The 26,603-nt window shown below is 68.8% G+C and carries 19 protein-coding genes; 5 read left to right on the top strand and 14 right to left on the bottom strand.

Going from position 1 to position 26,603, the window contains the following annotated elements:
• Positions 1-127 precede the first annotated feature (127 nt).
• From mnmA to ACRSBM_RS03750, 7 genes are all read right to left on the bottom strand, one after another.
• The gene (gene mnmA, locus ACRSBM_RS03780; RefSeq protein ID WP_434439786.1) at positions 128-1,210 is read right to left on the bottom strand and encodes a tRNA 2-thiouridine(34) synthase MnmA; all 1,083 of its coding nucleotides are present in this window, start codon (positions 1,208-1,210) and stop codon (positions 128-130) included.
• Complete coding sequence (locus tag ACRSBM_RS03775) at positions 1,207-2,382, bottom strand: cysteine desulfurase family protein (RefSeq protein WP_434439784.1); 1,176 nt, start codon at positions 2,380-2,382, stop codon at positions 1,207-1,209. Before ACRSBM_RS03775 ends, mnmA begins: the two co-directional genes overlap by 4 nt.
• Positions 2,382-3,725, bottom strand: a complete 1,344-nt coding sequence (locus tag ACRSBM_RS03770) for an MFS transporter (protein ID WP_434439782.1) — start codon at positions 3,723-3,725, stop codon at positions 2,382-2,384. The genes ACRSBM_RS03775 and ACRSBM_RS03770 overlap by 1 nt, the downstream gene beginning before the upstream one ends.
• On the bottom strand, positions 3,682-4,554 hold the full coding sequence (locus ACRSBM_RS03765; protein WP_434439780.1) for a lysophospholipid acyltransferase family protein: 873 nt from the start codon (positions 4,552-4,554) through the stop codon (positions 3,682-3,684). The genes ACRSBM_RS03770 and ACRSBM_RS03765 overlap by 44 nt, the downstream gene beginning before the upstream one ends.
• A complete protein-coding gene (locus tag ACRSBM_RS03760; RefSeq protein ID WP_434439778.1) occupies positions 4,551-5,324 on the bottom strand; it encodes a GNAT family N-acetyltransferase in 774 nt (257 codons plus the stop codon). Before ACRSBM_RS03760 ends, ACRSBM_RS03765 begins: the two co-directional genes overlap by 4 nt.
• 168 nt (positions 5,325-5,492) lie before the next feature.
• Complete coding sequence (locus ACRSBM_RS03755; RefSeq protein WP_434439776.1) at positions 5,493-6,014, bottom strand: hypothetical protein; 522 nt, start codon at positions 6,012-6,014, stop codon at positions 5,493-5,495.
• A 16-nt stretch (positions 6,015-6,030) separates the two neighbouring features.
• A complete protein-coding gene (locus ACRSBM_RS03750; RefSeq protein ID WP_434439774.1) occupies positions 6,031-15,882 on the bottom strand; it encodes a polymorphic toxin-type HINT domain-containing protein in 9,852 nt (3,283 codons plus the stop codon).
• A gap of 375 nt (positions 15,883-16,257) precedes the next feature.
• On the opposite strand from ACRSBM_RS03750, the gene ACRSBM_RS03745 reads away from it, so the two are divergent.
• On the top strand, positions 16,258-18,255 hold the full coding sequence (locus tag ACRSBM_RS03745) for a tachylectin-related carbohydrate-binding protein (protein ID WP_434439772.1): 1,998 nt from the start codon (positions 16,258-16,260) through the stop codon (positions 18,253-18,255).
• A gap of 13 nt (positions 18,256-18,268) precedes the next feature.
• Complete coding sequence (locus tag ACRSBM_RS03740) at positions 18,269-18,760, top strand: RICIN domain-containing protein (protein ID WP_434439770.1); 492 nt, start codon at positions 18,269-18,271, stop codon at positions 18,758-18,760.
• A 136-nt stretch (positions 18,761-18,896) separates the two neighbouring features.
• Here ACRSBM_RS03740 and ACRSBM_RS03735 read toward each other — a convergent pair whose 3' ends face one another.
• The 3 genes from ACRSBM_RS03735 to ACRSBM_RS03725 form a co-directional block, all read right to left on the bottom strand.
• Complete coding sequence (locus ACRSBM_RS03735; protein WP_434439769.1) at positions 18,897-19,226, bottom strand: hypothetical protein; 330 nt, start codon at positions 19,224-19,226, stop codon at positions 18,897-18,899.
• Positions 19,227-19,374: 148 nt separating this feature from the next.
• Positions 19,375-20,328: an electron transfer flavoprotein subunit alpha/FixB family protein gene (locus tag ACRSBM_RS03730; protein ID WP_434439767.1), complete on the bottom strand. Its 954-nt coding sequence runs from the start codon at positions 20,326-20,328 to the stop codon at positions 19,375-19,377.
• A gap of 13 nt (positions 20,329-20,341) precedes the next feature.
• The gene (locus ACRSBM_RS03725) at positions 20,342-21,124 is read right to left on the bottom strand and encodes an electron transfer flavoprotein subunit beta/FixA family protein (RefSeq protein WP_434439765.1); all 783 of its coding nucleotides are present in this window, start codon (positions 21,122-21,124) and stop codon (positions 20,342-20,344) included.
• 215 nt (positions 21,125-21,339) lie between these two features.
• On the opposite strand from ACRSBM_RS03725, the gene ACRSBM_RS03720 reads away from it, so the two are divergent.
• Together ACRSBM_RS03720 and ACRSBM_RS03715 are read left to right on the top strand one after the other, a co-directional pair.
• Positions 21,340-22,182, top strand: a complete 843-nt coding sequence (locus ACRSBM_RS03720) for a DegV family protein (protein WP_434439763.1) — start codon at positions 21,340-21,342, stop codon at positions 22,180-22,182.
• Between the two features lie 76 nt (positions 22,183-22,258).
• Complete coding sequence (locus ACRSBM_RS03715) at positions 22,259-22,399, top strand: hypothetical protein (RefSeq protein ID WP_434439762.1); 141 nt, start codon at positions 22,259-22,261, stop codon at positions 22,397-22,399.
• 40 nt (positions 22,400-22,439) lie between these two features.
• Here ACRSBM_RS03715 and ACRSBM_RS03710 read toward each other — a convergent pair whose 3' ends face one another.
• The 4 genes from ACRSBM_RS03710 to ACRSBM_RS03695 all read right to left on the bottom strand — a co-directional run bounded on the left by ACRSBM_RS03710 (position 22,440) and on the right by ACRSBM_RS03695 (position 25,893).
• On the bottom strand, positions 22,440-23,273 hold the full coding sequence (locus ACRSBM_RS03710; protein WP_434439760.1) for an isocitrate lyase/PEP mutase family protein: 834 nt from the start codon (positions 23,271-23,273) through the stop codon (positions 22,440-22,442).
• 342 nt (positions 23,274-23,615) lie between these two features.
• The gene (locus tag ACRSBM_RS03705) at positions 23,616-24,470 is read right to left on the bottom strand and encodes a hypothetical protein (RefSeq protein ID WP_434439758.1); all 855 of its coding nucleotides are present in this window, start codon (positions 24,468-24,470) and stop codon (positions 23,616-23,618) included.
• An 11-nt stretch (positions 24,471-24,481) separates the two neighbouring features.
• Positions 24,482-25,036, bottom strand: a complete 555-nt coding sequence (locus ACRSBM_RS03700) for a hypothetical protein (RefSeq protein WP_434439756.1) — start codon at positions 25,034-25,036, stop codon at positions 24,482-24,484.
• The gene (locus ACRSBM_RS03695) at positions 25,033-25,893 is read right to left on the bottom strand and encodes a hypothetical protein (protein ID WP_434439754.1); all 861 of its coding nucleotides are present in this window, start codon (positions 25,891-25,893) and stop codon (positions 25,033-25,035) included. The genes ACRSBM_RS03700 and ACRSBM_RS03695 overlap by 4 nt, the downstream gene beginning before the upstream one ends.
• A gap of 404 nt (positions 25,894-26,297) precedes the next feature.
• On the opposite strand from ACRSBM_RS03695, the gene ACRSBM_RS03690 reads away from it, so the two are divergent.
• Positions 26,298-26,534 (top strand): DegV family protein, encoded by a 237-nt coding sequence (locus ACRSBM_RS03690; RefSeq protein ID WP_434439752.1) that lies wholly within the window; start codon positions 26,298-26,300, stop codon positions 26,532-26,534.
• Positions 26,535-26,603: the final 69 nt, after the last annotated feature.

Raw genomic sequence — 26,603 nt, 5'->3', positions numbered from 1 at the left:
TTGCGGAACGAACAGATCGTGATTTCGGTTCCCGCACTGTCCACAAGCTACGCGACTTTGCGAAACCGCAGTTCAGCGAGCCGTCGGCCTGTGGACAACTCGCGATCTTGAAGTTGACTGCGTGAGGTTAGCTGGTCGCGTCGATCGTCGCGCTGGCCAGCACGATGTCGCCCGCCGCGTCCTCGCGGTAGATCGCCACGGCCTGACCGGGGGCCACGCCCTTCAACGGCTCCCGCAACCGCACTTCCAGCACCCCGTCGACCAGCTCGGCGACCGCCGGAGCCGTGCCTCCGTGCGCGCGCACCTGGGCAACGCACTCGACGGGCCCGTCGAGGTCCACATGCGCGACGGGAGACGACGCCGAGATCCCGGTCACCGCGAGCTTTTCGGCCGCGCCGACGCGCACGTTGCCGGACACCGGCTCCAGCGCCAGCACGTACCGCGGCCGTCCGTCCGGAGCGGGGCCGTCGAGGCCGAGGCCCTTGCGCTGCCCCACGGTGAACTCGTGCACGCCCGCGTGCCGGCCGAGCACCGCGCCGGTCGCGTCGTCGATCAGCAGGCCCGGCTTGGTCTCCATGCGGCCGGCCAGGAACTTCTGCGTGTCGCCGTCCGGGATGAAGCAGATGTCGTGGCTGTCCGGCTTCTTGGCCACCGACAGCCCGCGCGCCGCCGCCTCGGCCCGCACGTCGTCCTTCGTCGTGTCCCCCAACGGGAACATCGCGTGCGCGAGCTGGTCCGCCGTCAGCGACGCCAGCACGTACGACTGGTCCTTGCCCAGGTCGGCCGACCGGCGCAGCTCGGGACGCCCGTCCACCATCTCCAGCCGCGCGTAGTGGCCGGTGCAGACGGCGTCGAAGCCGAGCGCGATCGCCTTGTCCAGCAACGCCTCGAACTTGATCCGCTCGTTGCAGCGCAGGCACGGGTTCGGCGTGCGGCCCGCCGCGTACTCCGCGACGAAGTCCTCCACGACCTCCTCGGTGAAGCGCTCGGCGAAGTCCCAGACGTAGAACGGGATGCCCATCAGGTCCGCCGCGCGGCGGGCGTCGTGGGCGTCCTCGATCGTGCAGCAGCCGCGTGCGCCGGTGCGCAAGGTGCCGGGCTTCGCCGACAACGCCAGGTGCACGCCCGTCACGTCGTGCCCCGCTTCGACGGCGCGTGCCGCCGCCACCGCGGAATCGACACCACCGCTCATCGCCGCGAGGACCTTCACTGCTTGACCACCTTCCGGGAACGCCTCATGCCTGCCAGACCCGCCGTACGCGCGCGCTCGACCACCGGGCCGATGACCGACGCGAGTTGTTCAACGTCCGCGCGCGTCGACGTATGCCCGAGCGAGAACCTCAGCGAGCCACGCGCCAGCGCGGGTTCGACGCCCATCGCCAGCAGCACGTGGCTCGGCTGCGCGACGCCCGCCGTGCACGCGGAGCCGGTCGAGCACTCGACGCCGCGCGCGTCCAGCAGCATCAGCAGGCTGTCGCCCTCGCAGCCGGGGAACGTCAGGTGCGCGTTGCCGGGCAGCCGGTCGACCGGGTCGCCGTTCACAATTACGTCCGGGACCACCGCGCGCACCGACGCGATCAGCTCCTCGCGCAACGCGACGAGCTCCGCGGCGCGCTGTTCCTGCTCCTCCACCGCGATCCGCACCGCGCGCGCCAGGCCGACGATCGACGGCACGTCCAGCGTGCCGGACCGCACGTCCCGCTCCTGGCCGCCGCCGTGCAGCAACGGCGCGCATTTCACGTCGCGCGCCAGCAGCAGCACGCCGACGCCGTAGGGCCCGCCGACCTTGTGGCCGGTCATGGTCAGCGCGGAGGCTCCGGAGGCGGCGAAGTCGACCGGGATCGCACCTACGGCCTGCACCGCGTCCGTGTGGAACGGCACACCGCGCTCAGCGCACACGCGGGCGATGTCGTGCGCCGGGTTGATGGTGCCGACCTCGTTGTTCGCCCACATGGCCGTGACGAGCGCAACGTCGTCGGAAGCGTCGAGAGCCTCGGAAACGGACTCGGCGGACACGCGCCCGAAGCCGTCGGTCGGCAGCCAGGTGACCTCGGCGCCCCGCTGCTCCAGCCACTCGACGGCGTCCAGCACGGCGTGGTGCTCCACCGCGGAGGCCACGACCCGACGGCGGCCGCTCGCCCAGTAGATGCCCTTGACCGCGAGGTTGTCGCTCTCCGTGCCGCCGCCGGTGAACAGCACCTCGGACGGCCGGGCGCCCAGGGCGTCGGCGATGTTCTCGCGCGCCTCCTCGACCGCCCGCCGCGCCCGCCTGCCGGAGGTGTGCAGCGACGAGGCGTTGCCCGTGGTGGACAACGCCTCGGTCATGGCCGCGACCGCCTCGGGGTGCATGGGGGTCGTGGCCGCGTGGTCGAGATAAGCCATCAGGACTCAAGGGTAGCCCGCATGCGCGGCCCGGTCAGAATCGCTCCCACCACGGCCAACGCCGCCATCGACAGGTTCAGCACCACCACGCCCGCGGTCGGCGCCGTCGCCACGACCAGCACGCCGCCGATGCCGATCATGGTCGCCGAGAACAGCATGTCGCTGATCTGCAGCGCGGCCGAGTTGAAACCGCGGTCGGCCTCGGGCGACGCGGCCATCATCAGCACGCCGACGCTGGACGTCGCCATGCCCATGCCCGCGCCCGCCACGCCCCACAGGACCATCGTCAGCCAGGCAGGACCCCACGAGGGTGCGATGAGCGTCACGGCGGCGATGCCGGTCGCGGTGAACAGGAAGCCGGTGCGCACGAGGGTGTGGCGCTCGATCTCGGGGTGCCGCGACGCCCACATGGACGCGCCCGCCCAGCCGAGCGCACTCAGCGTCAGCGGAATCCCCGCCTCCAGGGGCGAGTAGCCATGCACGACGGTCAGTGTCAATGGGATGAAGCCCTCGACGGCGAAGAACGTGCCGGCCAGCAGGCCACGCGCGAGGATCGTGACCGGCAGGCCGCGGCGGGCGAGCAGCGTGCCCTTCGGCAGCAGGATCCGCAGCGCGGGAGCCAGCAGCAGCAACGCCACCGCGAGCAGCCACCACGTGCGGTGCTGCAACGCCCAGCTCAGGCCGGCCACACCGGCACCGACGGCCACCGCGGCGAGGGGCAGGTGCTTGCGCTGCGGTGGCGTCGCGTCGTGCGGAGGCAGCTTCCTGAGCACCGGGACGAGCAGCACGCTGCCGACCAGCACCAGCGGCACGATCGCGAGGAACACCAGCCGCCAGGTGAGGTGCTCGGTCGCCCAGCCCGCGACCGCCGGACCCACCAGTGACGGCACGACCCACGCCGCGGACAGCGCCCCGAAGACCGCGGGCCGGTCGTCCTCGGGGTACGCGAGCGCGATCAGCACGTAGATCGCGACGATCAGGAACCCCGCGCCGAACCCCTGCAGGACCCGGCCGGCGAGCAGCACGGTCATGGTCTCGGCGACGCCCGCGACGACGAGTCCCACGAGGAACAGCACCACGCCGATCAGCACCGACGGCCTCGGGCCCCGCCGGTCGGACAGCCGTCCGGAGAAGACCGTCGCGATGACGCTCGCCGCGAGGTTCGCGAGGAACGGCCACGCGTAGAGCGCCTCGCCCTCGAGCTCGCGGACCATGGTGGGCATCGCCGTGCCGACCCCCATCGCCTCGAAGGCGAGCAGGGTGACCAGCAGGAGGATGCCCGTCGTGGGCCAGCGGCGGTCAGGCGACCAGAGGCGTGATGGGGCGGGCGCGGTGAGAGTCACGCGTTGATGGTGCTATCTCCAGTTCGGTCGAGGTCAAGCGGTTTGATTGCTCTTCGGCAAGTTTCGCGAGCTCCCGGCGCGTCTCCGCCCGGCCGGGAGCGATCTCGTCGAGCACGTGCACCTCGACGACCAGGCCTTTCACCTTGAGCACGCGCCGGATCGAGTCGATGAGCGTGTCGCTGCCGACGAACGCGGGCTGCGTCGTCAGGTGGTCGCCGATCCGGTACCGCAGCACGATCGGCCGCACGGGCACACCGGCGTCGAGCGCGGCCTGGAAGAGCGCGGGCTTGTAGTGCCCGGACGCGAGCCCGCACCACGTCGTCCCCTCGGCGTGGATGCCGACCGCGCTGCCTCCCCGCAGCCTGGCGGCGAGCTCGTCGACGGTCCGCGGCAGCTCGCGGAGCTTCTCGCGGTCGAGGTAGACCGTGCCCGCCGCGGTGATGATCGGGCCGAGCACCGGCCAGCTCTTGATGTCCTTCTTGGCGACGAGCTTGATCGGCTGCACCGAGTCGATCGCGAGCTCGTCGAGCCACGACACGTGGTTGCTCGCGACGAGCACGCCGCGCTTCGGAATCTCCTGGAACCTCCTGGCGCCGTGGACTTCCAGCCGCACGCCGAACGCCCGGAGCACGGCGTGGAACCACAGCCGGACAGCGCTCTCACGTTGCTTGCCGGGCAGGAGCAGCGCCAACGCGATCATCGCGCCGCACAGGATCGCGGTGACCGCCGTGACCGCGCGCCACGTCTGCCGGAACCGGCCGACCTCACCCGGCGCGCTGCCGACACACCCGTCGCCGCACGGCGAACTGGGCATCCAGGCGTGACTCATGACGTCTCCCCCAGGAAGAACTTGAGATAGCGCTGGTCCACGTGGTCCATGCCGAGCAGGATGAAGAGGTCGGCGACGCCGAAGTCCGCGTCGAGCGCGGGCCGCCCGCAGATCATGGCGCCGAGCCGCAGGTACCCCTTCAGCAGCGGCGGCAGCACGGTTTTGTCCGGCCGCGCGACACTGTCGACGTCCCACGGGTTGTGCGGCGTCACGCGGTACTGCTCGGGCGCGAAGTGCTTGGCGTGCACCGTGTCCCACACACCCGCCGCGAAGCTTCCGCCATCCTGCAACGGAATCGAGGCGCACCCGACGAGCCACTTGTGGCCACTCAACAACATGTACCGCGCGATGCCGGCCCACACGAGGCTGACGACGGCACCGTTGCGGTGGTCGGGGTGCACGCACGAACGCCCCGTCTCGACCGTGGTGTGCCTGATGTCCGCGAGGTTGCTCAGGTCGAACTCGCCGTCGCTGTAAAGCCTTCCGGCTTCCTTCGCACGCTCCGGCGGCAACATGCGGTAGCCGCCGACGATCTGGCCGGTGCGGTCGTCGCGGACCACGAGGTGGTCGCAGTGCCGGTCGAACTCGTCGACGTCGTGGCCGGGCACGCTGGTGTGCAGCGTCGCCCCCATCTCACCGGCGAACACCTCGTAGCGCAGTCTCTGCGCGGCGACGACTTCTTCGCTGTCACGGGCGACGAGGAGGGAGTAGCGGGGGGCGTCCTTGTCCTGTCGGACAGGGGTGCTGACAAGCAGTTCCGGCTGCGTCATGGGGACCAGGGTGAAGCCGGGTTGGCGAATGACAGCAGGTCAGAACGATGACGCCTCAGTGGCAGGTGGGTTAACCGCCGGTGGTCTGCTCGCCTGGGTGGGTGACGTGGGAGGGCTGGGGTTGCGACTGGCCCCTCCGGCGGTGCCGGAGGGGCCAGTCTGTGCTGCTCAGTAGTCGCGTTCCCCGTACTGCCCGGCGTGGATGTACGCGGCCAGTCGATCTCCAGCAGTCAGGCGCACGCTTTCCAGGCGATCGGAGTCCCCGTCGATCAGATGGAGGATCTCGAAGGCGGTGGAGGCAACTCTGACACTGCGCCCCGACAGGATCTCGGCGTAGAACGACCACAGTGCCTCCCGTGCGGCAGCACGGAGTTCCGGCACCAGGTCGTCCTCGCCAGGCGAGACGTTGTCACCGACCAGACCCTGCACCAACCAGTAGCACGTGAACAGGTCGGCTCCTGGTGGCTCGCTCGCGATGATCGCGAGCAGCACCCGCAAAGCCGGCAGCGACGGTTCCACGAGCACCTCAGCCGCCGGCAGCAGATGATCCGACAGGTTCTGCGCTTCCTGCCCGTCCTCGCACATGGCCAGCAAGTCGGCAACGAGGTGTTGCGCCGACTTGCCACAGCCGCATTCCATGGCTGCCCAGTCGTAGCGGCTGATCTCCAGGTTGACGAGGTCGAGGCTCACTCCAGGGTCCTCCCGTTCACCATCTGCCACCCCGGTCACCTCGGACACCGCGAGCGAAGTTCGATCTCGGATACTCGTCCTGGCACTTGGTGCAGACATCCCTCCGCGTCGGCGCGAACAGTCCCGCTTCGTTGAGCTGGACCTGGTACGCGGCCGTCATGGTCACGTCCGTGGCGTCGTTGCCCAGCAGGTGGACGACGTTGCCCTCCGCACAGTGCGACGAGCCACAGCCCCCCTTGAGGGAGCCCGACCCGGAGAAGGCTATCGCCCCGTCCGACTGACGGACACCTGCGACATAGGTGCGCTGGGCGCCACCGCTGCGATGGCTGACCGACCATCCCTTGAGCATGTTCGACGCCTGCTGGAGTCGAGAGCCCATGTCCCGCTCGGCATCCCAACCCGCCGGACCGGCGATCACCTCGGAAGGCGTGCCCTTCTTACCTGCCGCACCGCGGGGAACCGGGTTGATCGGGCAGCCGGCACCGAGGTCCGGGTAGTCCTCGTTGTGGACGAGAAGTGGCGCTGCCTCCCGGGAGCTCGCCACGAAGTACGTGTGCAGCCCGTCGACCGTGAAGTTGTGGACCTTCTGGATCCCGCTCCACGACCGAGTCCCCGTGACCTCAGCCGACCGATTGTCCGCAGTCAGGAACCGGTACGAAGGCTTCAGGTCAACAGCCTTGACCCAGCGCTTCTCCGACTCCACCCAGAACGGGTGCTCATCGGTCGCCTGAATCTTGCCGCCCGACGAGTCAGTCAACTCGACCATGGTCCGCAGCGACACCTTGGACCGAACCTCGGTGACCTTGCGCGGACCGGTCTTCCCAGTGGTCGGATCCTTGGCCAGAACCCAGTCACCAGCCCGAACGTGCTCGATCTTCTTGCGCGACCCATCGGCCATCAACACCAACGTGCCAGGCACGAAGCTGTTCGTGACGCCCAAGCGAGCAGAGAGATCACAAGCAGCACCCGCGGCACCGTCAGCCAGGTCGTCGGCCGAAGAGCCACCCGAACGACCGGGCCGGGCGAAGTCGTCCACCTTGGCGCCCGCACCCTGCGCCACCTCGGAGCCCATCCGAGCCGCAGCCGGGGCCTCCTTGATGACGTCATCGGTGTTCTTCAGCACCATCGTGCGGAAGAAGTCCAGGACCGCACCACCGTCCACCACGTTGTCCAAAGCGTGGCTGACGATGTTCGCCGGCGAGAACGGCGAGGACACGACCAGGTCCTTGGCGGCGACCATCGGCTTGCGCAGCGCCACGAAGGTCGACGGCGGGATGCGCTTGGCCGCTTGTTCGGCTGCCATCTTCGCGAACTGGTGGCCTGGCATCGCGCGGATGATGTCGCCCGCGGATCTGGCTACCGCTCTGGCCGCGCCCGCGCCGTATTTGGCGGAGCCTCGGACCACGCGGGACACGGTCTGCTTGACGAGTTTGCCGCCGACCTTGACCCACTTGATCTCGGTGATCATCTTGCCGGCACCGCGCAGGATGTCGCCGGCGCCGCGCAGCAGCTTCGAGCCGCCGCTGCCGAGGTTGTCCATCGCCCGGCCGACCTTGGTGGCCTTCACCAGGCCGACGCCTGCCTTGATGCCCTTGGCGGCGAGGTTCACGATCTTGCCGGCGGGGATGAAGTTCAGCGCGGCCATGGCACACCCGCCCCAGCTGGGGTTGGTGATGCAGCCCTTGATGTCGTTGTAGCCGGAGACTTCCTTGACGAAGTTCAGGCCGTCGTTCTTGGCCCAGTTCCAGGCGGCCTTGGCTCCGCTGCTCACCTTGTCGGCGATCCAGCCGAAGAAGTGGCCGTCCGGGTCGTCGTAGTTCATCGGCGCGCCGGCGCCGTAGGTGTAGCGGTTCATGGCGATCGACGGCGACGACGGCAGGCTGATCGAGTCGCGGCTGGTGAACGAACCCGACGACGGGTTGTACCAGCGGGCGCCCATGTTGACCTCGCCGGACTCCGGGTCCGTCCAGTCACCCTGGTAGCCGACCCGCAGACCGGAGCCGGCGATGCGCTTGCCGAACGGGTCGTACGCGACGGAGTCCTCAATGGACGATCCACCGGGCCGCAGCGTGCCGATCACGTCACCGTGGCGGTCGCTGACGGTCATCTTCTTCTCGGTGCCGGTGCCGACGGCGAGCAGTGAGCCGTCGACCGAGCGGCTGAACAGCGACTCGCCGTCCGACACCGGGTCGATCCCGAAGCCGGAGTAGGTGAACGTCCCGCCGTTGCGGCCGATCATGCGGCCGAGGCCGTCGTAGGTGAACGACGTGCTGCCGCGCAGCACGGCCTGGTCGAACGCGTCCCAGCCGTACGTCTCGGTCAGACCGGACGACGTGCGCGACTCCTGAGTGCCACGCGCCGAGTACGTGTAGGTGTAGTCGCCGTCGGACTGAAGGCGGTTGCGTTCGTCGAAAACAGAGACCTTGTCGCCCGCACGGACCCGGTTGCCGGACTTGTCCCACTCGTAGGCCGTCGTGACACCACCGGAGGTCCACGAGGTCATGCGACCCGCGTGGTCGTAGCCGTAGGTGTTCGAGGACGCCCCGGCGGTGCCGGTGGTGACCTTCGACGTCAGCTGGTCGTTCAGGTCGTACCCGTAGGTGATCGACCCGATCGTCGCACCGGTCGACGTCTCGATCTTGTCGGAGACTTCGCGACCCAGCGAGTCGTACTCGTACTTCCGGATGGCGTCCGGACCGTACGTCACGCGCTCGAGGTCGCCGGCGCCGTTGTAGCTGAAGGCCTGCAACGCGTTCGTCACGCCGTCCTGGACGGTCGACAGGCGACCCTTCAGGTAGGTGAACGTGTTGGTGCCGGACGCGTCGGTCTTCGACGTGAGCCTGCCCGCGGCGTCGTAGGCGAACGACGAGTCACCGGACGGGCCGGTCGCGGACAGCAGCTGGCCGCGGTCGTTGTAGCTGTAGACGTTCTTGGTGTTGCGGGCGTTGACGCCGACCAGCAGGCCGCGCTCGTCGTAGTCACGGGTGCGGGTCTGGGTGGCGTGCGCCGCACCGGAACCGGACTCCGAGCGGAGCCTGCCCAGCGCGTCGTACGTGCGTTCCCGCGTGATGCCGCCCGGTACCTGGACCTTGGTCGCGAGCCCGCGACTGTCGTAGGTCGTGGTCCAGGTGCGGTCGGACTCACCGGGGTGCGCCGCCGTCGCCGGCTCGATCACCTTCTCCGGCAGGCCCAGCGCGTTGTACGTCGTGATGGTCGAGTTGCCACGGCCGTCGGTCGTGCGAGTCCGCTGGTCCGTTGCGCTGTAACCGAACGACGTGGTGATCGAGTCGGTCGCCGAGACCGGCTCCACCTGCTTCACCAGGCGGTCGGCCGCGTCGTAGGTGAACTTCGTGGACCGGCCGAGCGCGTCGATCTCCTCGATCACGTTGCCCACGGCGTCGTGCTTGAGCTGCTCACCGCGCAGGAACGAGCCGTCCGGCGCCATGTTCAGCGTGCCGGTCAGCCAGCCGACCTGGTTGTACAGGCGGTCGGTGATGCGGCCGACACCGTCGATCGTGCGCGTCTCGCGACCGGCACCGTCGTAGCCGAACTCCGTCTTGGCGCCGTCCGGGTCGATCGCGCGGATGCGCTGGCCCAGCTTGTCGTAGACCTGCTCGGTGACGTCACCGGTCGGGTTGGTCGACTTCACCATCCGGCCCGCGTCGTCGTAGACGAACGTCGACGTGAACACGGCGGCCTTGGGCTTGCGTTCGATCGTCGTGGAGGCGATCGGGCGCTTCAGGTCGTCGTACACCTTCTTGGTGATCGCGCCCGACGGGTCCGTCGTGGTCAGCAGCTCACCGGTGCGGGTGTGGACGAACGACATCTTCGCGCCCGGCTGGGTCGGTGCGTCCGCGGCGGGCAGCACCTTCTCCACGAGCTGGCCGAGCTGGTTGTAGCGGAACCTGGTGATCGCGCCGCCGGCGTCGATCACCGCGCTGACCTTGCCGTCCGGCTCGTACTCGGTGCGGACCTCGGGCACGATCGCCTCGGTCGCGCCGGGCGGGGTGTAGCCGGGCGAGCGCTTCGACACCTGCCGGCCGAGCTTGTCGTAGGTCGTCAGCGTGGTGTGGTTGTTCGCGTCGCGGTGATGCGTCACCTGACCGAACGTGTTGTAACCGCTGGCGATCCTGCCGCGCGTGGTGGTCGCGGCCGCGCCGTTCTCCTCCGCCTGGACCTGCGGACCGGTGAGCAGGACGAGCTGCTGCTTCGCGTCGTAGGTGTAGGAGTTGGTGTACTCGGCACGACGAGCCGGGTCCGCGACGCCACGCGGGTCGATCTCGGTCTTGACCCGGTCGTAGACGTCGTAGGTCCGCTCGGTGACCAGCCGCTCGTTCGATCCCTTGTGGACGATCTCCTTGGTCTGCCGGCCGAAGTCGTCGTACTCGAACTCGACGACCTCGGTGACCGACCCGCCGGTGTGGACGTAGTTCGACGGGTTACCGGTCCTGACGACCTGCTTGACCTGGCCCGCGCCGTCGTACGCCAGCGTCGTGGTGCGGGCGAGACCGCCGGGGTCCTGCACGGTCTTCGTGGTACGACCGGCCGCGTCGACCTGGTACTCGGTGACGAGCCCGCCCGCGACGGTCTGCCGGACGAGGTGGCCGGCGGGGTCGTAGACGTTGTCCTGCACCGTGATGTCGCGGCGGTTGCCCTCCGCGTCCCGGCCCGCGCCGACCGCGACCATCCCGCGCAGCGAGTTGTCCCGGTAGTACGCGTACTTGGTCGTGCGCCCCATCGAGTCGACGTCGGCGTAGAGCCGGCCCGCGAGGTCGTACAGGTAGCTGTGGACGAGGAGCGAGTCCTTGCCCGGCTTCGTGGGCGCGTCGGCGTCTTCCTGGTCGTTCTGGTCCTCGTTCGGCTTCGTCGGGTCGACCGGGTCACCGGTGTAGCCGCGCAGCCAGACCTCGGCGATCTTGTTCCGGGCCGTGTACTTGAAGTCGGTCCGGATACCGCCCGGCGTGACCGTCCACATCTTGTTGCCGAAGTGGTCGTAGCCGTGGCTGGTCTTGCGGCCCTCGGCGTCGACCTCCTCCGCGAGGCGGCCGCGGTCGTCGTAGCCGAACGTCGCGACGCGCGCCGCGTCCCCACCGGTCAGGTCGACGGCTTCCAGCTTCGTGCGGTTGCCGTCGGCGTCGTAACTGGTGCGCGTCTCCTTGGTGTGGAGGACGCCGGAAACCGTGTTGGTGACACCGGGATCGGTCGTCGCCACCACGCGGGACAGGTCGTCGTAGGCGAACTTCGTCGTCACCGACGGGGTGCTCGACGATGACTCGGTCTCCTCGATCTTGCGGCCGAGCGAGTCGTACTTGTACGACGTGGTGAGGCCGGTCGGCGACTTCGCCCAGGCGAGGTCACCGTTGCGGTAGTAGCCGTAGGTGGTCTGGCCGGTACCGGTCTGGCCGGTGCTCATCACCAGGCCGGCCGGGACGTTGCCGCCGTCGACGGCCGCGTCCGAGCTCTCCGTCGAGTAGCGGTGGGTCACGACCTGGCCGCCCGCCGCGGTGCTGGTGAGCAGGTTGCCCCAGACGTCGTACTCGGACTTGTCCAGGTACGTGTTGTCGGTGGGGCCGGACGACCGCGCGTCCCGCTCGCCGATCACCTTGTCGTTGCGCGGGTCGGTGAAGTCGGCCGGGTTGAGGAAGTGCTCGACGTAGCTGGTGTGGCAGTCGGTGCCGTGGCGGCGGCAGTTCGTCGTCTGCTTCACGTTGCCGCGCTCGTCGTTCACCATCTTGACCTGGTTGCCCAGCTCGTCGCTGATGGTGTTCTGGAACCCGGACGCGTCGTAGTCGTAGGTCCGCACGCCGCGCGTCTTGCCGCTCGAGTCGACGACCTGCGGCGGCGTGGTGCCGCCCTTGCCGACGCAGAAGACGGGCGCGCCGTCCTCCACCCCGGACGCGGGCTGGCAGTTCGGGTTCGACGTCGGCGTCGCGGGCTGCGGCAGCCGGTCCTCCGGCCGCGTGCTCATGCCGATCGGCGAGATGTAGCGCAGGATCCTGCTGCGCTTCGCGTCGTAGTCGTAGCTGTGCAGCCGCTCACCGGGGTCGGTCACCTGGATCGTGCGGATCAGGTTGTCCTCGGAGCCGGTCATGATCGGCTGGCCGATCTGCCACTTGCCGCCGTCGGCGTCGACGACCTCGCGCACCCGGTCGTTGCCGTGGTCGTAGGCGACCGTGCTGGCCGTCCGTCCACTCGGGAGCGTGATCTTGGTGAGGTGCGGCGCCTGTGCCTTCTCGGCGATGTGCGCCTTGACCGCGGGCAGGCCGAGCGAGTGCTCGTAGACCGCGACCTCGTCGATCTCACCGGTGAAGAACCGGCGCTTGCCCGTGCCGTAGCCCGGCCAGTCGCCCTCGACCGGCCCGTAGGCGGCGCCGAGCTGCGCGAAGCTCAGGTTGGCGTGGTCGATGTCGCCGTCGAGGTCGCCGCCCTGCTGCACGCCGTCGACGAAGAGCTGCTGCTTGGAGACCGCGCCGGTCAGCACCACGTGGTGCCAGTTGCCGTCGTTGACCGCGGCGGCGGAGGTCAGCGGGGCGACCCTGCCGTTCCAGAACTGGCCGCGCAGCTTGCCGTCCTCGCCGACGTACAGCATCGGCACGCCGTTCGCGGCGTCCTCGCCGATCACCTTGTTCTGGTAGCCGAGCAACGGGCCGTTGGCGGTGGTGCGGAACCACAGCTCGACGGCGACGTCACGGCTCAGGCGCACCGCGTCGCGCGGCAGCTCGACGACCGACGACGTGCCGTTGAAGCCCACGGCGGGGTTCTGGTTGCCGTCGATCGGGCTGACCTTGCCGAGCTGGGCGTCCTTGAACTTGGCCGCGTCCTTGCCCAGGTTGGTCAGGATCTCGCTGCGGGCGCTGTCGCCGGTGGTCTCACCGAGCCGCCAGTAGTGCTTCGGCCGCGAGTCGAGCACGACGCTGCGGTAGTGCGAGCCCTGCTCGTACTCGTAGTTCGTGCACTCGTTCTTCGGGTTGCAGACCGAGAGGAGCTTGTGCACGTCAGTGGTGTCGTAGGTGTACTTCCACTCCAGGACCTTGGTGTCGGTCTCCTGGATCCACGCGCGCTTGACGTGCTTGTTGGTGCCCCACTCCAGGCGCAGATGGCGGTTGCTCACCGTGCTGGTGATGCGGGTCGGGCCGACGTCGGGCAGGCCGTAGGTGAGCTTCACGCCGCGCCGGTGCGCGTCGTGGATCTCGATCAGCCGGCCGTCGAGCTTGCGGAACTTGTACTGGTTGGCCGCCTTGTCGATGAGCACCCAGGTCTCGGAGCCGTCGATGGTCTCCAGGAAGAACGTGGAGAACCGGCCGGGCGGCGGCGCGTAGGTGCGGTCGAACGTGCCGTCGGTGTTGCGGTGCGCGCCGAACCGCACGGTCTGGCCGTCCGGATAGGTGACGACGACGTTGCCGGAACCGTCGGTGTCCTCGACGACGCGCATGTCGAGCCGGGACACCCAGCCGGAGCCGAACGCGAGGTCGCGGCGCGGGTCAAGGCTGTTGTAGGTGCGCGCCAGGGTCAGGTCGGGCCCGGCCGTGGCGAGGGAGGCGTCGATCGCCGCCGAGGTGTAGTTGCCGTTGACCGGGTTGAAGTCGCGGTCACCGCCGCTGTAGGGAGCGGCGCCGATCTGCGAGGTCACCTCGGGCTGCGGCACGTTCGTCAGCAGGGCGCTGAACGGCAGCGCCTCGCTCTCGGAGTTGCCGTCGAACGCGAACGCGCGCCACAGGTACGTCTTGCTCCAGCGGATCTTGCCCTTGGGGATCGTCCACGTGGGACGGTCGACGCGGCCGGAGTCGAAGCAGGAGCCGCCGATCGGCTTGTTCTCCTTGTCCGCCTCGCAGATCTCGAAGCGGTACTTCAGGGTGGAGCCGCCGGGAGCGTCGACGTCCGTCGCGTTCACCCAGAGCTGCTGCTCCAGCGACGGCGCGGAGTGACCGTTCGGCGGGTACTGGCCGGTGACGATCGGCGGCACGTCGAACACCTGCAGGCCGAGGCGCGCGGGCGCCACCTGCTCGTCGGTGAAGACCTTGACGCCCTTGTGCACCATGGTGAACTCGAGGCTGTACTGGCCGGGCTCGATCCGGCCGATCTTCGCGTCGAGCGTCACGGACTGGCCGCGTGGCACGTCGTGCGGGACCTGCGCGGCCTCGACCTCGGCCTGGTAGCCACCGCGGGCGTCGAACCGGCGGTACGCGAGGAAGTACTCGCCCGGCCGCCAGGTGTCCTTGCCCAGGTTGGTGACCTTGACCTTGACCACGCCGTCCTGGTTGCGCGTGACCGGCGGGCTCGGGACACCGTTCTCGATGTGGTAGCTCGCGTTGTACGGCGAGTGGGTGACGTAGAGGGTCGGCGGGACCGCGCTGCCGTGGCCCGCGATCTTCTTCCAGCCGAACGCGTCGGTCTCGGACGCGCGCAGGCTCAGGCCGAAGTTGGCCTGCTGGTGGTTGACCCAGCGCTGGACCAGGTCGCGGCCACCGTCACCGAGGTTGATCGCCTGGCCGGTCGCGGGGCAGGCCGAGGAGTTGGCGCCGCGCGGGAGGTAGCCCTGGGCGAACGAGCTCGACGCGATGGCGCCGCTCACGCCGGGACCGGGGTAGTTGTGGCCGGGGCCCGCGTTCCAGTCCTGGGTGACCGGGTGCACGCTCATCGGCGCCGGGCGGCAGGACCAGGAGTAGTAGTTCAGCAGGAACAGTTGCGCACCGAAGATCCGGTGGTCGCGCAGGTCGTTCTCGATGCCGGGGAACTTCAGGTACGTGGTGGCGTTGATGCCGCCGGACGCGTGGCCGACCTTCAGCTCCAGACCGTCCGACCTGCTGAAGCTGGAGGAGCCGGTGCGCTGCACGTACATGCTCGTCGCGGCCTTGCGTTCGAGCACGCTGGGGTCGACCGTGACCGGGAACTTGCGGTTCCCGTCCTTCAGCCACGCCTGGTCGAGGTCGACCTTCAGGGTGTTGCCGCCGACGATCTCGTAGCGCACGCCGTACGAGGTGGCCGGGTCACCGGTGTTCTCGTCGACGTTGCTGTCGGTCATGAAGCCGGCCGGGATGACCGCGCGCTCGGTGCCCCTCCCGTCGGTCAGCACGACCGCGTTGTCGACGACCTTCGCGCTGAGGTTCTTGAGCTGCAACGGGAAGAGCCACGTCGTCGGCGCGTTGGCCGAGTGCAGGACGAGGTCTTCCTTGAAGCCGCCGGGGGTGGCGGTGATCCGCAGGTCGGACTCCGCGCGCACACCGGGGTAGGTGACCGCGCTGCCGGAGGTCTGGCCGGCGGCCGGCGCCGCGTCCTGCAGGCGGTAGCTCATGGCGTGGTCGCGGTCGAGCTCCAGCGTCACGAGCTGCTGGGCGTCCGCGCGGCCGGCCAGCCGCGTGGTCACGGCGTCCGCCGTGTTGCGCCAGCCACCGTTGTCCGGCTTGAGGTTCGTGTCGACGCGCTGCCACCTGCCGTCGCCGTCCCGGTAGTTGGCCCGGTTCTGCGAGTAGACGGTGGTCTCGGTGCCGTCCGCGTTGCGGTAGGTGGTCTTGTGCTCGTCACGACGGTCCGGGAGTTCCCGGCTCGTCTTCTCGTCGAAGCCCTTGACCTGCGGTTTCGGCGCGTCGAGGACCCTGCCCTCGTTCGAGCGCTCCGACCACGGGCCCATCAGCGCGATGGGCGGGTACTTCGACTGCTCAGACCGCGCCTCGGCGGTGTTGGCCTCGCCGTCGTCGACGATGTGGTCGCGGTGCTTGATGCGCCCCGCGGCCTTGCCGGCGGTCGTCCAGTCCTGCTGCGGAGTGCCCGCCATCGCCTCTTCGAGCTGGCGCTGAGCCTCGCGCTGGGCGAACCAGCCCTCGAGCACTGCTCCCGACGACGGACCGACGATTCCGCCGACCAGCGCCATGAGCAGACCCAGGACGAGAAATCTTTTGTTGCGTGCGAAATTAGGGCGCGCGAAAGCGCCCGGCAGCCTGAACACGTGGACCTTCCCCCAGCGGACGGACCGAACCCCAGTCAAGGCAGACGTACTGCCCCGTAAGCGGACAGTAAAGCCGCAGAAGCTCTCAGCGCAAGCACAGGTTTGCGTTACAACATTGACCGGTGGTCCTGATCACACCGCAACGGATTCGCAAGTGTTGACACACGGGTCATACTTCGTGCCGCAGGGCATCTGGGGGCGAGATGTCGATCTTGCCAGCAGCGCAAACCTTGTTGATCCATCTCGAACATGACCTGACAGAGGGGTGTCATGGCCATCAGTCATGCACGCAGAACCAAGATGGCGCTGCTCAGCGCCACGCTGGTGACGTCCGCGCTGACAGTCGTCCAGTCGGCTCCGGCGGCAGTGGCCGCGGAGACCATTCAGTGCAAGAGCGCGGCGACCGTTTACGCGGGATTGGGCGACAAGTACTTCCGCGCCTACCCGCACGCCGAGCCGGAAACGGGCGCCACGCCGTGGGACCCGACTGTGTTCGGCCCCGCGGTGATTGACGCGACAATGATCGCAGGACCCGACGGCGCCATCTACACGGTGCACGACGGAAGGCTCGAAAAGCGACGCTGGAATGGCGCGAGTTTCGACAACAACGGCACTCCGGAAATCATCCAGGTGCCCTGGGCGGGCTGGAACAACACGCCCGCGCGCTTCCGCATCTCAATCGATGCGAAAGGCGACTTCTACAAGGTCGACGACGCCGGCACGCTGACGTGGGCCAGGTACGACACGGCGACGAGGACGTGGTCGGAGCGGGTCCTCGACACCGGCTGGAACAGGTTCGACCAGGTGTTCACGTCCGGTGAGGGCGTGATCTGGGCGCGCAATCCCAGTGAGAGCAACGGCCGGATGTACCGCTTCACCTACCACGCCGATTCGCAGCGCTGGTCGCAGCCCGTAAAGGCGGACGGCGCCGGCTGGAACATGTACTGGCGCATCATCGGTGTCGGCGCCGACGTCCTTTACGGCTTCACCAGGGACGGCGTCGGTTTCGAGAACCACCCGCCGAGCAGCGAGCCCAACCAGATCGTCTGGTACCGCTTCGCACCGGAGACGAACACCTGGCAGGGCGGCAAGTACCTGGGCTGGGGCTGGAACCAGGGCTGGAAGATCATCGGCGCGCCCGACGCGTGCAAGTGGGTGGGCGGCACCGTGCCGCAGCGCCCCGGCCTGACCGAGGGCCTCGACCGCGCCACCAGCCTCGTGCAGACCTCCGACGGCCGTGTGCACCACCTGTGGGTGGACTCGCAGGGCGGTCTCGTCCACGCGAAGCAGCGCGACCTCGTCGACCCGACCGCGACCGACCTCTACACGGTCCCGCAGTCGCAGAACCTGACCGGCGGTGCCTCGCTCGCCACCCAGGAGGACGGCCGCCTGCTCGGCCTCGGGTCCGGCACGAACTCGTCGATCCTGAGCTCACTGCAGCCCACGAAGGACGCGCTCTTCCCGGTGGGCAAGGACTTCGGCGGCTTCACCGCCTCGTCGCCGACCGTCGTGAAGGGCAAGGACAACCTGCTCGCGGCGTTCATCGTCGACGGGAACGGTGACATCTGGACCCGCGGTCAGAACACGGCGAACGCCGAGCTGCGCCCGTGGGTGAAGAGCTACACCTCGTTCCCCGGCACCACTCCCGGCCCGACGCCGAAGTTCGCCGGCCGCGCGGTGACCGCCGTCGCCGACAACGGCGCCATCGTGGTGATCGCCACCGACGTCAACGGTCAGCCGTGGACCGCCAACTACTTCGGCAACGGCAACTTCGTCGGCGGCTGGACCGCGCTCGGCCAGCCCAGCGACACCACCCTGGCCTCCGCCGCGTCCGCCACGCTCACCCGCGACGGCACGATCCAGCTCGCGGCCCGCGGCACCGACGGCCGCGTCTACACCAAGCGCCAGGGCACGGACGGCACCTGGACCGGCGCGTGGACCAAGATCCACGACAAGACGTTCCTCGGCCAGCCGTCGATCCTGACCTCGACCGGCGGCACCACCTACGTCGTCGCGCGCGGCACGGACCGCTACATCTACGAGACGGGCACCACCACCCCGGGCGGCGCGATCTACCGCACGTGGAACCTGGTGCGCGGCAGCGACTTCCCCGAGCCCTCGGACACCGACGCCGGTGCGGTCGCGATGTCCAACGGCAACTGGGTGTTGAGCTACCGCAACGAGTTCGGCGAGATCCTCGTCGCCTACGCCACGACCTCGGGCAGCTCCATCGCGGCGCGCTCCGCCTCCGCCGACGCCCCGGCGCCGACGTTCACCGTCAAGAAGACCAAGCGGTAGAAGGGAAATCACCGTGATTCGCAAACTCGTCGCGTTCTTCGCCGCCTGCGCCGCGGTCGTCGTGCCGGCCCAGCCGGCCTCGGCGATCGTCAACCCCGTGGTGATCAGCCTCAAGAACGTCCAGTCCGGGCTGTGCATGGACGTGCTCAGCTTCAACCAGGCCAACGGCGCACCCGTCGTGCAGTGGGACTGCAACAACCTGTCCAACCAGAAGTTCACGCTGGAGAAGCGGGGCGACAACGAGTATGCCCTGAAGATCAAGTTCAACGGCAACTGCCTCGACATTCCGGCGAACACCAACAACAACACCCAGGTCACCGTGTTCCCGTGCCACTACGACAGCAACCAGATCTGGTTCATCGAGCGGCTGGCGGACAACCCGGACCAGTTCCAGATCCGCAACAAGTTCTCGAACAAGTGCCTGGAGAACGGCGTCCTCACCGAGAAGGGCAAGCCGGTCTTCCAGTTCGAGTGCCACCAGGCCACGCACATGCGCTGGATCTGAGCCGCTGCAAGTGAAAAGCCCTTCCCCGGCTCGCCGGGGAAGGGCTTTCGCCGTCTGTCCGTCGCAGTTGAGCTCATGCTCGACGCGCTCAGTGAGAAACGCCCCTCCCGGAGGAGGGGCGTCGCGTGTCGTGGACTCAGCACCACTTCGGCTTGTTGTACTCGGCGAGCCCCTTGAGCCGGTTGTACTCGAACGAGCGGGTCTCGCCGAACGGAATGTTCTTGCACGCGGGGTCGAAGCCGCGCGAGACGTCGATGCTCGCCTTGCGCTTGGTGGCGTGGCAGTTGAGCAGCGTCACGATGCCGCTGCCGCCGAAGTTCGCGTCCTTCTCACCCATGAAGTAGAGCTTCTGCTGACGGTGCGAGCAGGGCCGGTCCGCAGACGCCGGGGCCGCGGCGAGAGTCATGAAACCGGCGGCCATCACGAGGCCGAGCGCCGCCGACGCCACACGCTTGAGCTGTCCCACTTGGACTCCTCCGATCGGTTGGAATGGGGACAGACTTCGCGAAAGCCCTGACAGATCCCTGACGACACTTAGCATCGGAAACGGACAGCGGAGACGAAAAAGGCCGCCCCGCCACGAGGGCGGGACGGCCTTACCAGGGCGGAAATGCTCAGCCCTTGCGCTTCTTGACGTCCTCGGTCAGCTGCGGCGCGACGTTGAACAGGTCGCCCACCACACCGAAGTCGGCGATCTCGAAGATCGGGGCCTCGGGGTCCTTGTTGACCGCGACGATCGTCTTCGAGGTCTGCATGCCCGCGCGGTGCTGGATGGCACCGGAGATGCCCAGCGCCACGTACAGCTGCGGCGAGACCGTCTTACCGGTCTGCCCGACCTGGAACTGGTGCGGGTAGTAGCCCGAGTCGACGGCGGCGCGCGAGGCACCGACGGCGGCACCGAGCGAGTCGGCGAGCTCCTCGACGACGGAGAACTTCTCGGCCGAGCCGACGCCGCGGCCACCGGAGACGACGACCGAGGCCTCGGTCAGCTCCGGGCGGTCGCCACCGACGACGGTCTCACGCGAGGTGACGCGGGCGGCCTTGGCGGCGTCCACGGACACCGAGACGGACTCGTCCAGGACGGCGTCCGCGGCCGACTCCTCGGCCTCGATGCCGCCGGGGCGGACGGTGATGACCGGGGTGCCCTTGCTGACCTTCGCCTTGACGACGAACGCGCCACCGAAGATGGACTGCACACCGGTGCCGTCGGCCTCGACGTCCACGACGTCGACCAGCCAGCCGGAGTCGATGCGCACGGCGAGACGACCCGCGACCTCCTTGCCCTCGACGGTCGCGGAGAGGAGCACCGCGGACGCGTTCGGGGCGAGGGCGGCCAGCGCGTCGACCTTCGGGGTCACCAGGAAGCCGGCGGCGTCGTCGGACTCGACGGCGTAGACCTTCGCGGCGCCGTACTTGCCGAGCGACTCGCGGACCTTCGACGCGGTGCCGGGCGCGCCCACGACCACGGCGGACGGGGTACCGAGGCGACGCGCGGCCGTCAGCAGCTCGAAGCTGACCTTCTTGACCTCGCCGTCGACGTGGTCGACCAGAACCAGTACTTCAGACATGATTTCCCCTCCCTCAGATGAGCTTCTGGCCGACGAGGAACTCGGCGATCTTGGATCCGCCGTCGCCACCGTCCTCGACGCGCTGACCCGCGCTGCGCGGCGGCTTCGGGGAAGCCTCCAGCACCTGGGTCCACGCGCCGGACAGGCCGACCTCGGACGCGTCGATGCCGAGGTCCGCCACGGTGAGCGTGGAGACGGGCTTCTTCTTCGCGGCCATGATGCCCTTGAAGGACGGGTAGCGCGGCTCGTTGATCTTCTCGGTCACGGAGACCACGGCGGGCAGCGTTGCCTCGAGGAACGCGACGCCCTCGTCGGTCTCGCGCTCGCCCTTGATCGTCGTGCCCTCGACGGTGACCTTGCGCAGCTGAGTGACCTGCGGCAGGCCGAGCAGCTCGGCGACGATGGCCGGGACGGCGCCCGCGCGACCGTCGGTCGCCTCGTTGCCCGCGATGACCAGGTCGACGTTCTCGACCGTGCCGATCGCCTTCGCGAGGACCTTGGCCGTGGCCACCGAGTCGGAGCCGTGCAGCGCCTCGTCGCTCACGTGGATCGCCTTGTCCGCACCCATCGACAGCGCCTTGCGAATGGCGTCGGTGGCGCGATCGGGGCCCATCGCGATCACGGTGACCTCGCCACCGTGGGCCTCCTGCAGCAGCAGGGCCTCTTCGACGGCGCGCTCGTTGATCTCGTCGAGCACAGCATCCGCGGATTCGCGGTCAAGGGTGTGGTCGGCGTCGGTGAGCTTGCGCTCGGACCAGGTGTCAGGCACCTGCTTGACCAGGACAACAATGTTCATAGGTCCTCTTCGACCTCCTGCGGACGGGCGGCGACGCTTACGCAGAGGACTGTAGAACTGCGCCGCCGGGTGTTCACGACCCTGCCATCACCCGGATGTTACCCGCCAGTAGCACCCCTGCAAACAGCAGCAAGCACCCCGCTAGCGTGACAGTTATCACCCGTTAACGCCACCATATGAGACCTACCCCATTCGGGGGTCTAGGCTGCACTGACATGTACCGGCGAGTAGCTATCGTGACTGACTCCACGGCATGCCTCCCGGCGCAGCTGACTGATCAACTCGGCATCGAAGTGGTCCAGATCCAGGTGCGGATCGGCGACCAGACCGACGACGAGTCCCGCATCCCGGTTCCCGAGCTCGTCTCGGCGATGCGGTCGAACGTGCCCGTGGCCACGATTCCTCCCGATCCCGGCGCGTTCTTCTGGACGTACTCGGAGCTCGCCGCGCAGGGAGTGCGCTCGATCGTGTCCATCCACGTGTCGAGCCGCCAGTCAGCGACCGTCGAGGCCGCCCGCACCGCCGCCGCGCAGGTCCGCGTGCCAGTACACGTCATCGACACCCACACCTGCGGGATGAGCATCGGCTTCGCCGTCCAGGCCGCCGCGAAGGTGGCGGAGGCGGGCGGCGCCGTCGAAAGAGTGCTCGCGACCGCGCGGCGCCGCTTCGACAGGTCCACCGAACTCATCTACGTCGACACGCTCGAATACCTGCGCCGCGGCGGGCGCATCGGTGCCGCCGCCGCACTGGTCGGCGGCGTGCTGTCGATGAAGCCGCTGCTGACCATGGCCGACGGCCAGATCACCCCGCTGGACAAGGTGATCGGCGCCGACCGCGCCCTCAACCGGATGCTGGACATCGCGACCAAGCGCGCGGGCACCGACACCGTGGACGTCGCCGTGGAGCACTTCGACGCCGAGGAGAAGGCTTCGCGCCTGCTGCGCAACCTCCGGCGCCGCGTGCCCAACGTCCGCCAGTTCATGTTGACGCAGGTCAGCTCGGCGATCGGCGCCCACGTGGGTCCGGGTGCGTTGGGCATCACCGTTTCGCCGGTCTGATCATGGGGAACTCCAGGTGCGGTCTCGTCCGTTGAAATGGACGAAACGGACACCTGGAGGACCGATGGCCTCGTTCATGGACAAGATCTCTAGGTTCCTGCGCAGCCCGCAGGGCCACAAGCTGCAGTCCAAGGCACGGCAGATGGCTCAGGACCCGCGCAAGCGCGCGCAGGCCGAACAGCTCCTGCGCAAGCTTCGCGGCGGCAAGAAGCACTAGTACTTCTCTGACGCCCGAAGCGGCGTTCAGTATTTGAAGTTCAGTTGTTGAAGAGGGCGTTGAGCTCGCCGTAGCTCAGCCCCTCGCTGGTGCTGTCGTAAGTGCCCTTCGTCAGCAACTCTTCGGCCGCCTTCTTGGCTGTCGCGTAAGCCGCGGACGCCAGCGCGGTGCCGACGCTGATCCTCGCCGCGCCCGCGGTCGCCAGTTCGTCGACCGCGGGCGCGCCCGGCCCGGCCAGCACGTTCAGCGGCGCGCCGATGGCCTGCGCCAGCTGCTTGATCGTCTCGAGGTCGGTCACCCCCGGCACGAAGATGCCGCTCGCACCCGCCTCCAGGTAGGCCTGCGCGCGGTCGATGGTGTGCTGCAGCCTGCTCTCCGGCTCGCCGACTCCACGCAGGTACACGTCAGTCCGGGCGTTGATGAACAGGTCCGGCGCTGCCTCGCGCGCCGCACGGAGCCGGTCCGCCTGCTCCCGCACGTCCCGCAGGTTGTGGTTGTGGCTGTCCTCGATGTTCACACCGGACGCCCCCGCTTCGCTGACGGCCCTCGCGGTTTCACCGACCTCCCGCGCGTCCTTGCCGAAACCGGACTCGATGTCCGCGGTCACCGGGATCTCGACCGCCTTCGCGATCCGGGCGACGAGCGCGATCGCCAGGTCCCGGTCGAGCGCGTCACCGTCCGGGGCGCCGAGGCTCCATGCCACGCCGGCACTCGTGGTGGCGACGGCCTTGGCACCTGCGGCCTCGACGATGAGGGCGGAGGCGACGTCCCAGGCGTTGGGGAGGGCGAGCGGGCCGGGCTGGTGGAGGGCGTGGAAGAGCTTCGTGCGGTCGGTGCGGTCCGTGCGGTCCGTGCGATCAGGGGCGGAAGTCATGATCGATTGATATCAGGAGGGGGCCGGTGGGGTCCGGCGGGTTTCGGACAGTACCGGTGAGTTTTCGGACACCGTTCGGCGTTGGCCCGGCTGGGGCTCTCGGCGTGAGGCAGGCGCGTGTCACCGGCAGCAGTCACCGCCGCTGGCAAGACGGCCGCGCAGAACTTCGGCGCGCACGCTCGTTGCGCGCCACCGCAGGTGCGTAGCACCGGCAGCGACCATCGACGCGGAAGCGGTCACCCGGACGCCCTGACGAGCACCAGTCGTTCCGCGTCACCGCCCAGCGTCCGCTACCGGCTACCCACGTCGAACGCCGGGGCCGGGCGCGGACGGCCGACGGTCCTAGTTGCTGCCGGCCTTGCGGCGCACCTCTTCGAACGTCCTCAGGTAGCGCTGCCGGAAGTCCTCCCGCTCCACCCACGTCGTGTGCTCGACGGGCTGGGGCGAGGCAAGCGGCGGCAACTGAGAAGTGTCGGTGTCGGCCGCTACGGTTGGTTCGGGGGTTTCAAGTTCCCCCATGGGGGGATCGAGATCCCCATCCTGATCGTATCCAACGGCACCGACAGTTTCGGGCTCCGCGAGCGGCGCCGGCTCAACCTCGGCGACCGGCGCCAGCCCGAGTTCGGCAACTCGTTCCAGCCCGACTGCCGCGACCGGCTCCGGCCCGACGTCGGCAACGCGCTCCAACCCAACCTCCGCGACCGGCTCCAGCCGGATCTCGGCGACCGGCATCGGCCCGTCCTCGTCAACCGGCGCTCGCCCGCCCTCGGCGACCTTCGGTCCGGCTTCGACACCAGGCGCCGGCCCACCTTCATCGACCGGCTCCGGAACCACAGGCCCCAGGTCCACATCCCGCTTCACCGGCAGCCCCGCCTCCGCCACAAGCTTCGCCACCGGCGAAGACACTGGTGCGGACACTGGCTCGGACACCGGCTCGGCGAACACCGCCAACGCCGGTTCCAGATGCGGCAACCCCACAACGGGATTGCGGTGGATCGGCCGCGTGTCGTAGTCGTCCGGCGCCGGCTCTACGGCCGCAGGCTTCTCCACCCACGTTCGCTCCACCGGCGCGTCCCCGGGAGAGGGCTCGCCGGAGGCGGCGTCCTCTCGGCGTCGCACCAACACGTACATCAGGGCCGCCCCCAACGTGAAGGACAGCACGCACAGCCCGAAGACGATCCCGACTGCCCCTGCCATTGCGAAGGCTCCTAGCTGACGAGGACCTCGATCTGAGGTCCGAAGTCGGAGGGCGGGCCCCACGCGGGATCCACGATCACCCGTGTGGTGATGACGCTGTCCACCCCCTGCTCGGCCAGGTACTGCCGCACCAGGCCGGCTCTCTCCATCGCGAGCACGTCGCAGCGGTGCGACGCCGTCTCGCCGTTCCACGCGTGCGCCACCAACGTCACCGAGCCGGTGGCGTTGCGTAACACGCTGGCCAACTCCCGTTGCACGGCCTCGCCGCGGCCCACGAGGGACGCGGTGCCGGGCGCGAACGTGATGCCCTTGACCGAGTGCGACGTGAACAGCTCGCGCACGGCCTGCTGTGCCACCGCCGCCGGCATCACCTGCGGCGCCGCGGGTTCCATCCGCAGTGGCGCGACGAAGTCGGCGATCGGCACCGGGCCCGCCGGGGCGGCGGGTGGCGGCGGTGAGGACGACAGTGCCGTCTCCAGTTCCTCGCCGTACACGGAGAACCCGAACGCCGTCACCGACGCGGGCACCATCAGCGCTCCGAGGGCCAGTGGGGCCCAGCGCCTCACGACGCGGCCACCTGTTCCGGGATCTTCACCGGGGCCACGCGGTCGGCGGCCGCGGACAGCGCCGTACGGGCGGCGGACAGTTGTGACTGGACGGCGCGGCGGAGCTCGTGCAGTTCATCGGTGCGTTCGGCTACCTCGGCCAGACGGCGGTTCGCCTCGCGGCACGCCACCTTCACCACGAACTCGGCGCGGGCGCGGGCCAGCGCTTCCTGCTCCTGCAGGTGATGCGCGGCCTCGTTGCGGCGGCGGGACATGGTGAGCTCGAAGAAGTGCTGTGCCTTCTCGCGCTTGCGTTCGGAGTCGGCCTCCAGCGAGTTGCACTGCAGCGCGGTCTCCCGCAGCAACCTGTCCGCGTCGGCCTGGGCCTGGGCGACCGCCTCCGCGCACTCGCGCTCCACCTCGTCGGCGCGCTGGCGGTGCTGGGCTTCGAAGTCGGCGCACCGGCGTTCCATCTCGACCTCGCGCCGTTCCATGGCCGCGGCGCGGGAGGCGCAGTCCTGGCGGACCGCGTAGAGCTCGGACTCGGCTTCCGCGCGCATGGCGGCGGCTTCGCGCTCGGCCTCGGCACGGAGTCCGGCCAGCTCGACCTCGGTGCGCGCGCGGAGGTCGGCGCACTCGCGTTCGGTCCGCAGGTGCATCTCCGCGGTCTCGTCCTCGGCGAGGCGGAGCATGCGGTGCATCCGTTCGGTGGCACTCGCGTGTGAACCCGAGGTCGTCTCCAGGCGTTCGATCCTGGCGCGCGCCTCCTCGAGGTCGTGGCGCGCCATTTCCAGGAGCTTGCGCAAATCGGCCGCCTGCGCCAGTGCTTCGGCCCGGTCGAGGCTCGTGAAGCGCAGCTGCTCCTCGAGATTCTCCATGTGCTCGATGACCTGACGGCGATGAAAACCACGGTATACAACGTCGAAACCGGCGTGGAGCGGAACTAGTTCCTGCTCTTTTGCACCCATGGTCACCTACTCACTCAACCAGGCCGAAGATTGTGCGAGCTTACCCAGGGCTGGTACCGCCAACCAGCGTCGACAGTGGACGAAACGGGTGCTCACGCCACCGGGAACAGCGCCATTTTCCAGCGTAAACCTGACGCTTGTAGATCAACTCCAAAGAAGGAGCGTCACCCGATTGTGTCTGGCGGAGCGCCTTTCCACGAAGATCACTGCGCGCGTTCGCCGCACACGCAAAGCGACCGTCCAGGCGTAGATCACACTAATTGCCTTCGATCGGTCGTGGCTACCGCGATCACGCTTCGTTAACCTTCTCGTTCGTGTCCTCACGAGTAGCCGTCGTCACCGACTCGACCGCGTCACTCCCGGCCCGCCTGGCCGGCCGGTTCAACATCATCACGGTCCCGATGCAGCTCAAGATCGGGTCGGAGCTCATCGACGAGGCTTACGTGCCGACCGACCGGCTGCTGCAGGCGATGGAGGCGCAGATCCCGATCACGACGCAGCCGCCGGCGCCGGACGCGTTCTTCTGGGCCTACCAGGACACCACCGACTAGCTGGGACGATGTTGTCACAACAAACGAATTTTGCCAAGCTTGCCTGATCAGACCACTTGAAGCCATTGC

This window comes from Lentzea xerophila, assembly GCF_051094245.1.
Classification (GTDB): domain Bacteria; phylum Actinomycetota; class Actinomycetes; order Mycobacteriales; family Pseudonocardiaceae; genus Lentzea; species Lentzea xerophila.
Note: the sequence above shows the minus strand (reverse complement) of the source record. Positions and strands in the feature narration are given on the sequence as shown.

Bases quoted from the DNA above. Each gene is read 5' to 3' on its own strand.
- ACRSBM_RS03775 (WP_434439784.1), bottom strand. From the start codon at position 2,382: ATGGCTTATCTCGACCACGCGGCCACGACCCCCATGCACCCCGAGGCG.
- ACRSBM_RS03765 (WP_434439780.1), bottom strand. From the start codon at position 4,554: ATGAGTCACGCCTGGATGCCCAGTTCGCCGTGCGGCGACGGGTGTGTC.
- ACRSBM_RS03760 (WP_434439778.1), bottom strand. From the start codon at position 5,324: ATGACGCAGCCGGAACTGCTTGTCAGCACCCCTGTCCGACAGGACAAG.
- ACRSBM_RS03750 (WP_434439774.1), bottom strand. From the start codon at position 15,882: ATGGCGCTGGTCGGCGGAATCGTCGGTCCGTCGTCGGGAGCAGTGCTC.
- ACRSBM_RS03745 (WP_434439772.1), top strand. From the start codon at position 16,258: ATGGCGCTGCTCAGCGCCACGCTGGTGACGTCCGCGCTGACAGTCGTC.
- ACRSBM_RS03730 (WP_434439767.1), bottom strand. From the start codon at position 20,328: ATGTCTGAAGTACTGGTTCTGGTCGACCACGTCGACGGCGAGGTCAAG.
- ACRSBM_RS03725 (WP_434439765.1), bottom strand. From the start codon at position 21,124: ATGAACATTGTTGTCCTGGTCAAGCAGGTGCCTGACACCTGGTCCGAG.
- ACRSBM_RS03720 (WP_434439763.1), top strand. From the start codon at position 21,340: ATGTACCGGCGAGTAGCTATCGTGACTGACTCCACGGCATGCCTCCCG.
- ACRSBM_RS03715 (WP_434439762.1), top strand. From the start codon at position 22,259: ATGGACAAGATCTCTAGGTTCCTGCGCAGCCCGCAGGGCCACAAGCTG.
- ACRSBM_RS03710 (WP_434439760.1), bottom strand. From the start codon at position 23,273: ATGACTTCCGCCCCTGATCGCACGGACCGCACGGACCGCACCGACCGC.
- ACRSBM_RS03705 (WP_434439758.1), bottom strand. From the start codon at position 24,470: ATGGCAGGGGCAGTCGGGATCGTCTTCGGGCTGTGCGTGCTGTCCTTC.
- ACRSBM_RS03695 (WP_434439754.1), bottom strand. From the start codon at position 25,893: ATGGAGAATCTCGAGGAGCAGCTGCGCTTCACGAGCCTCGACCGGGCC.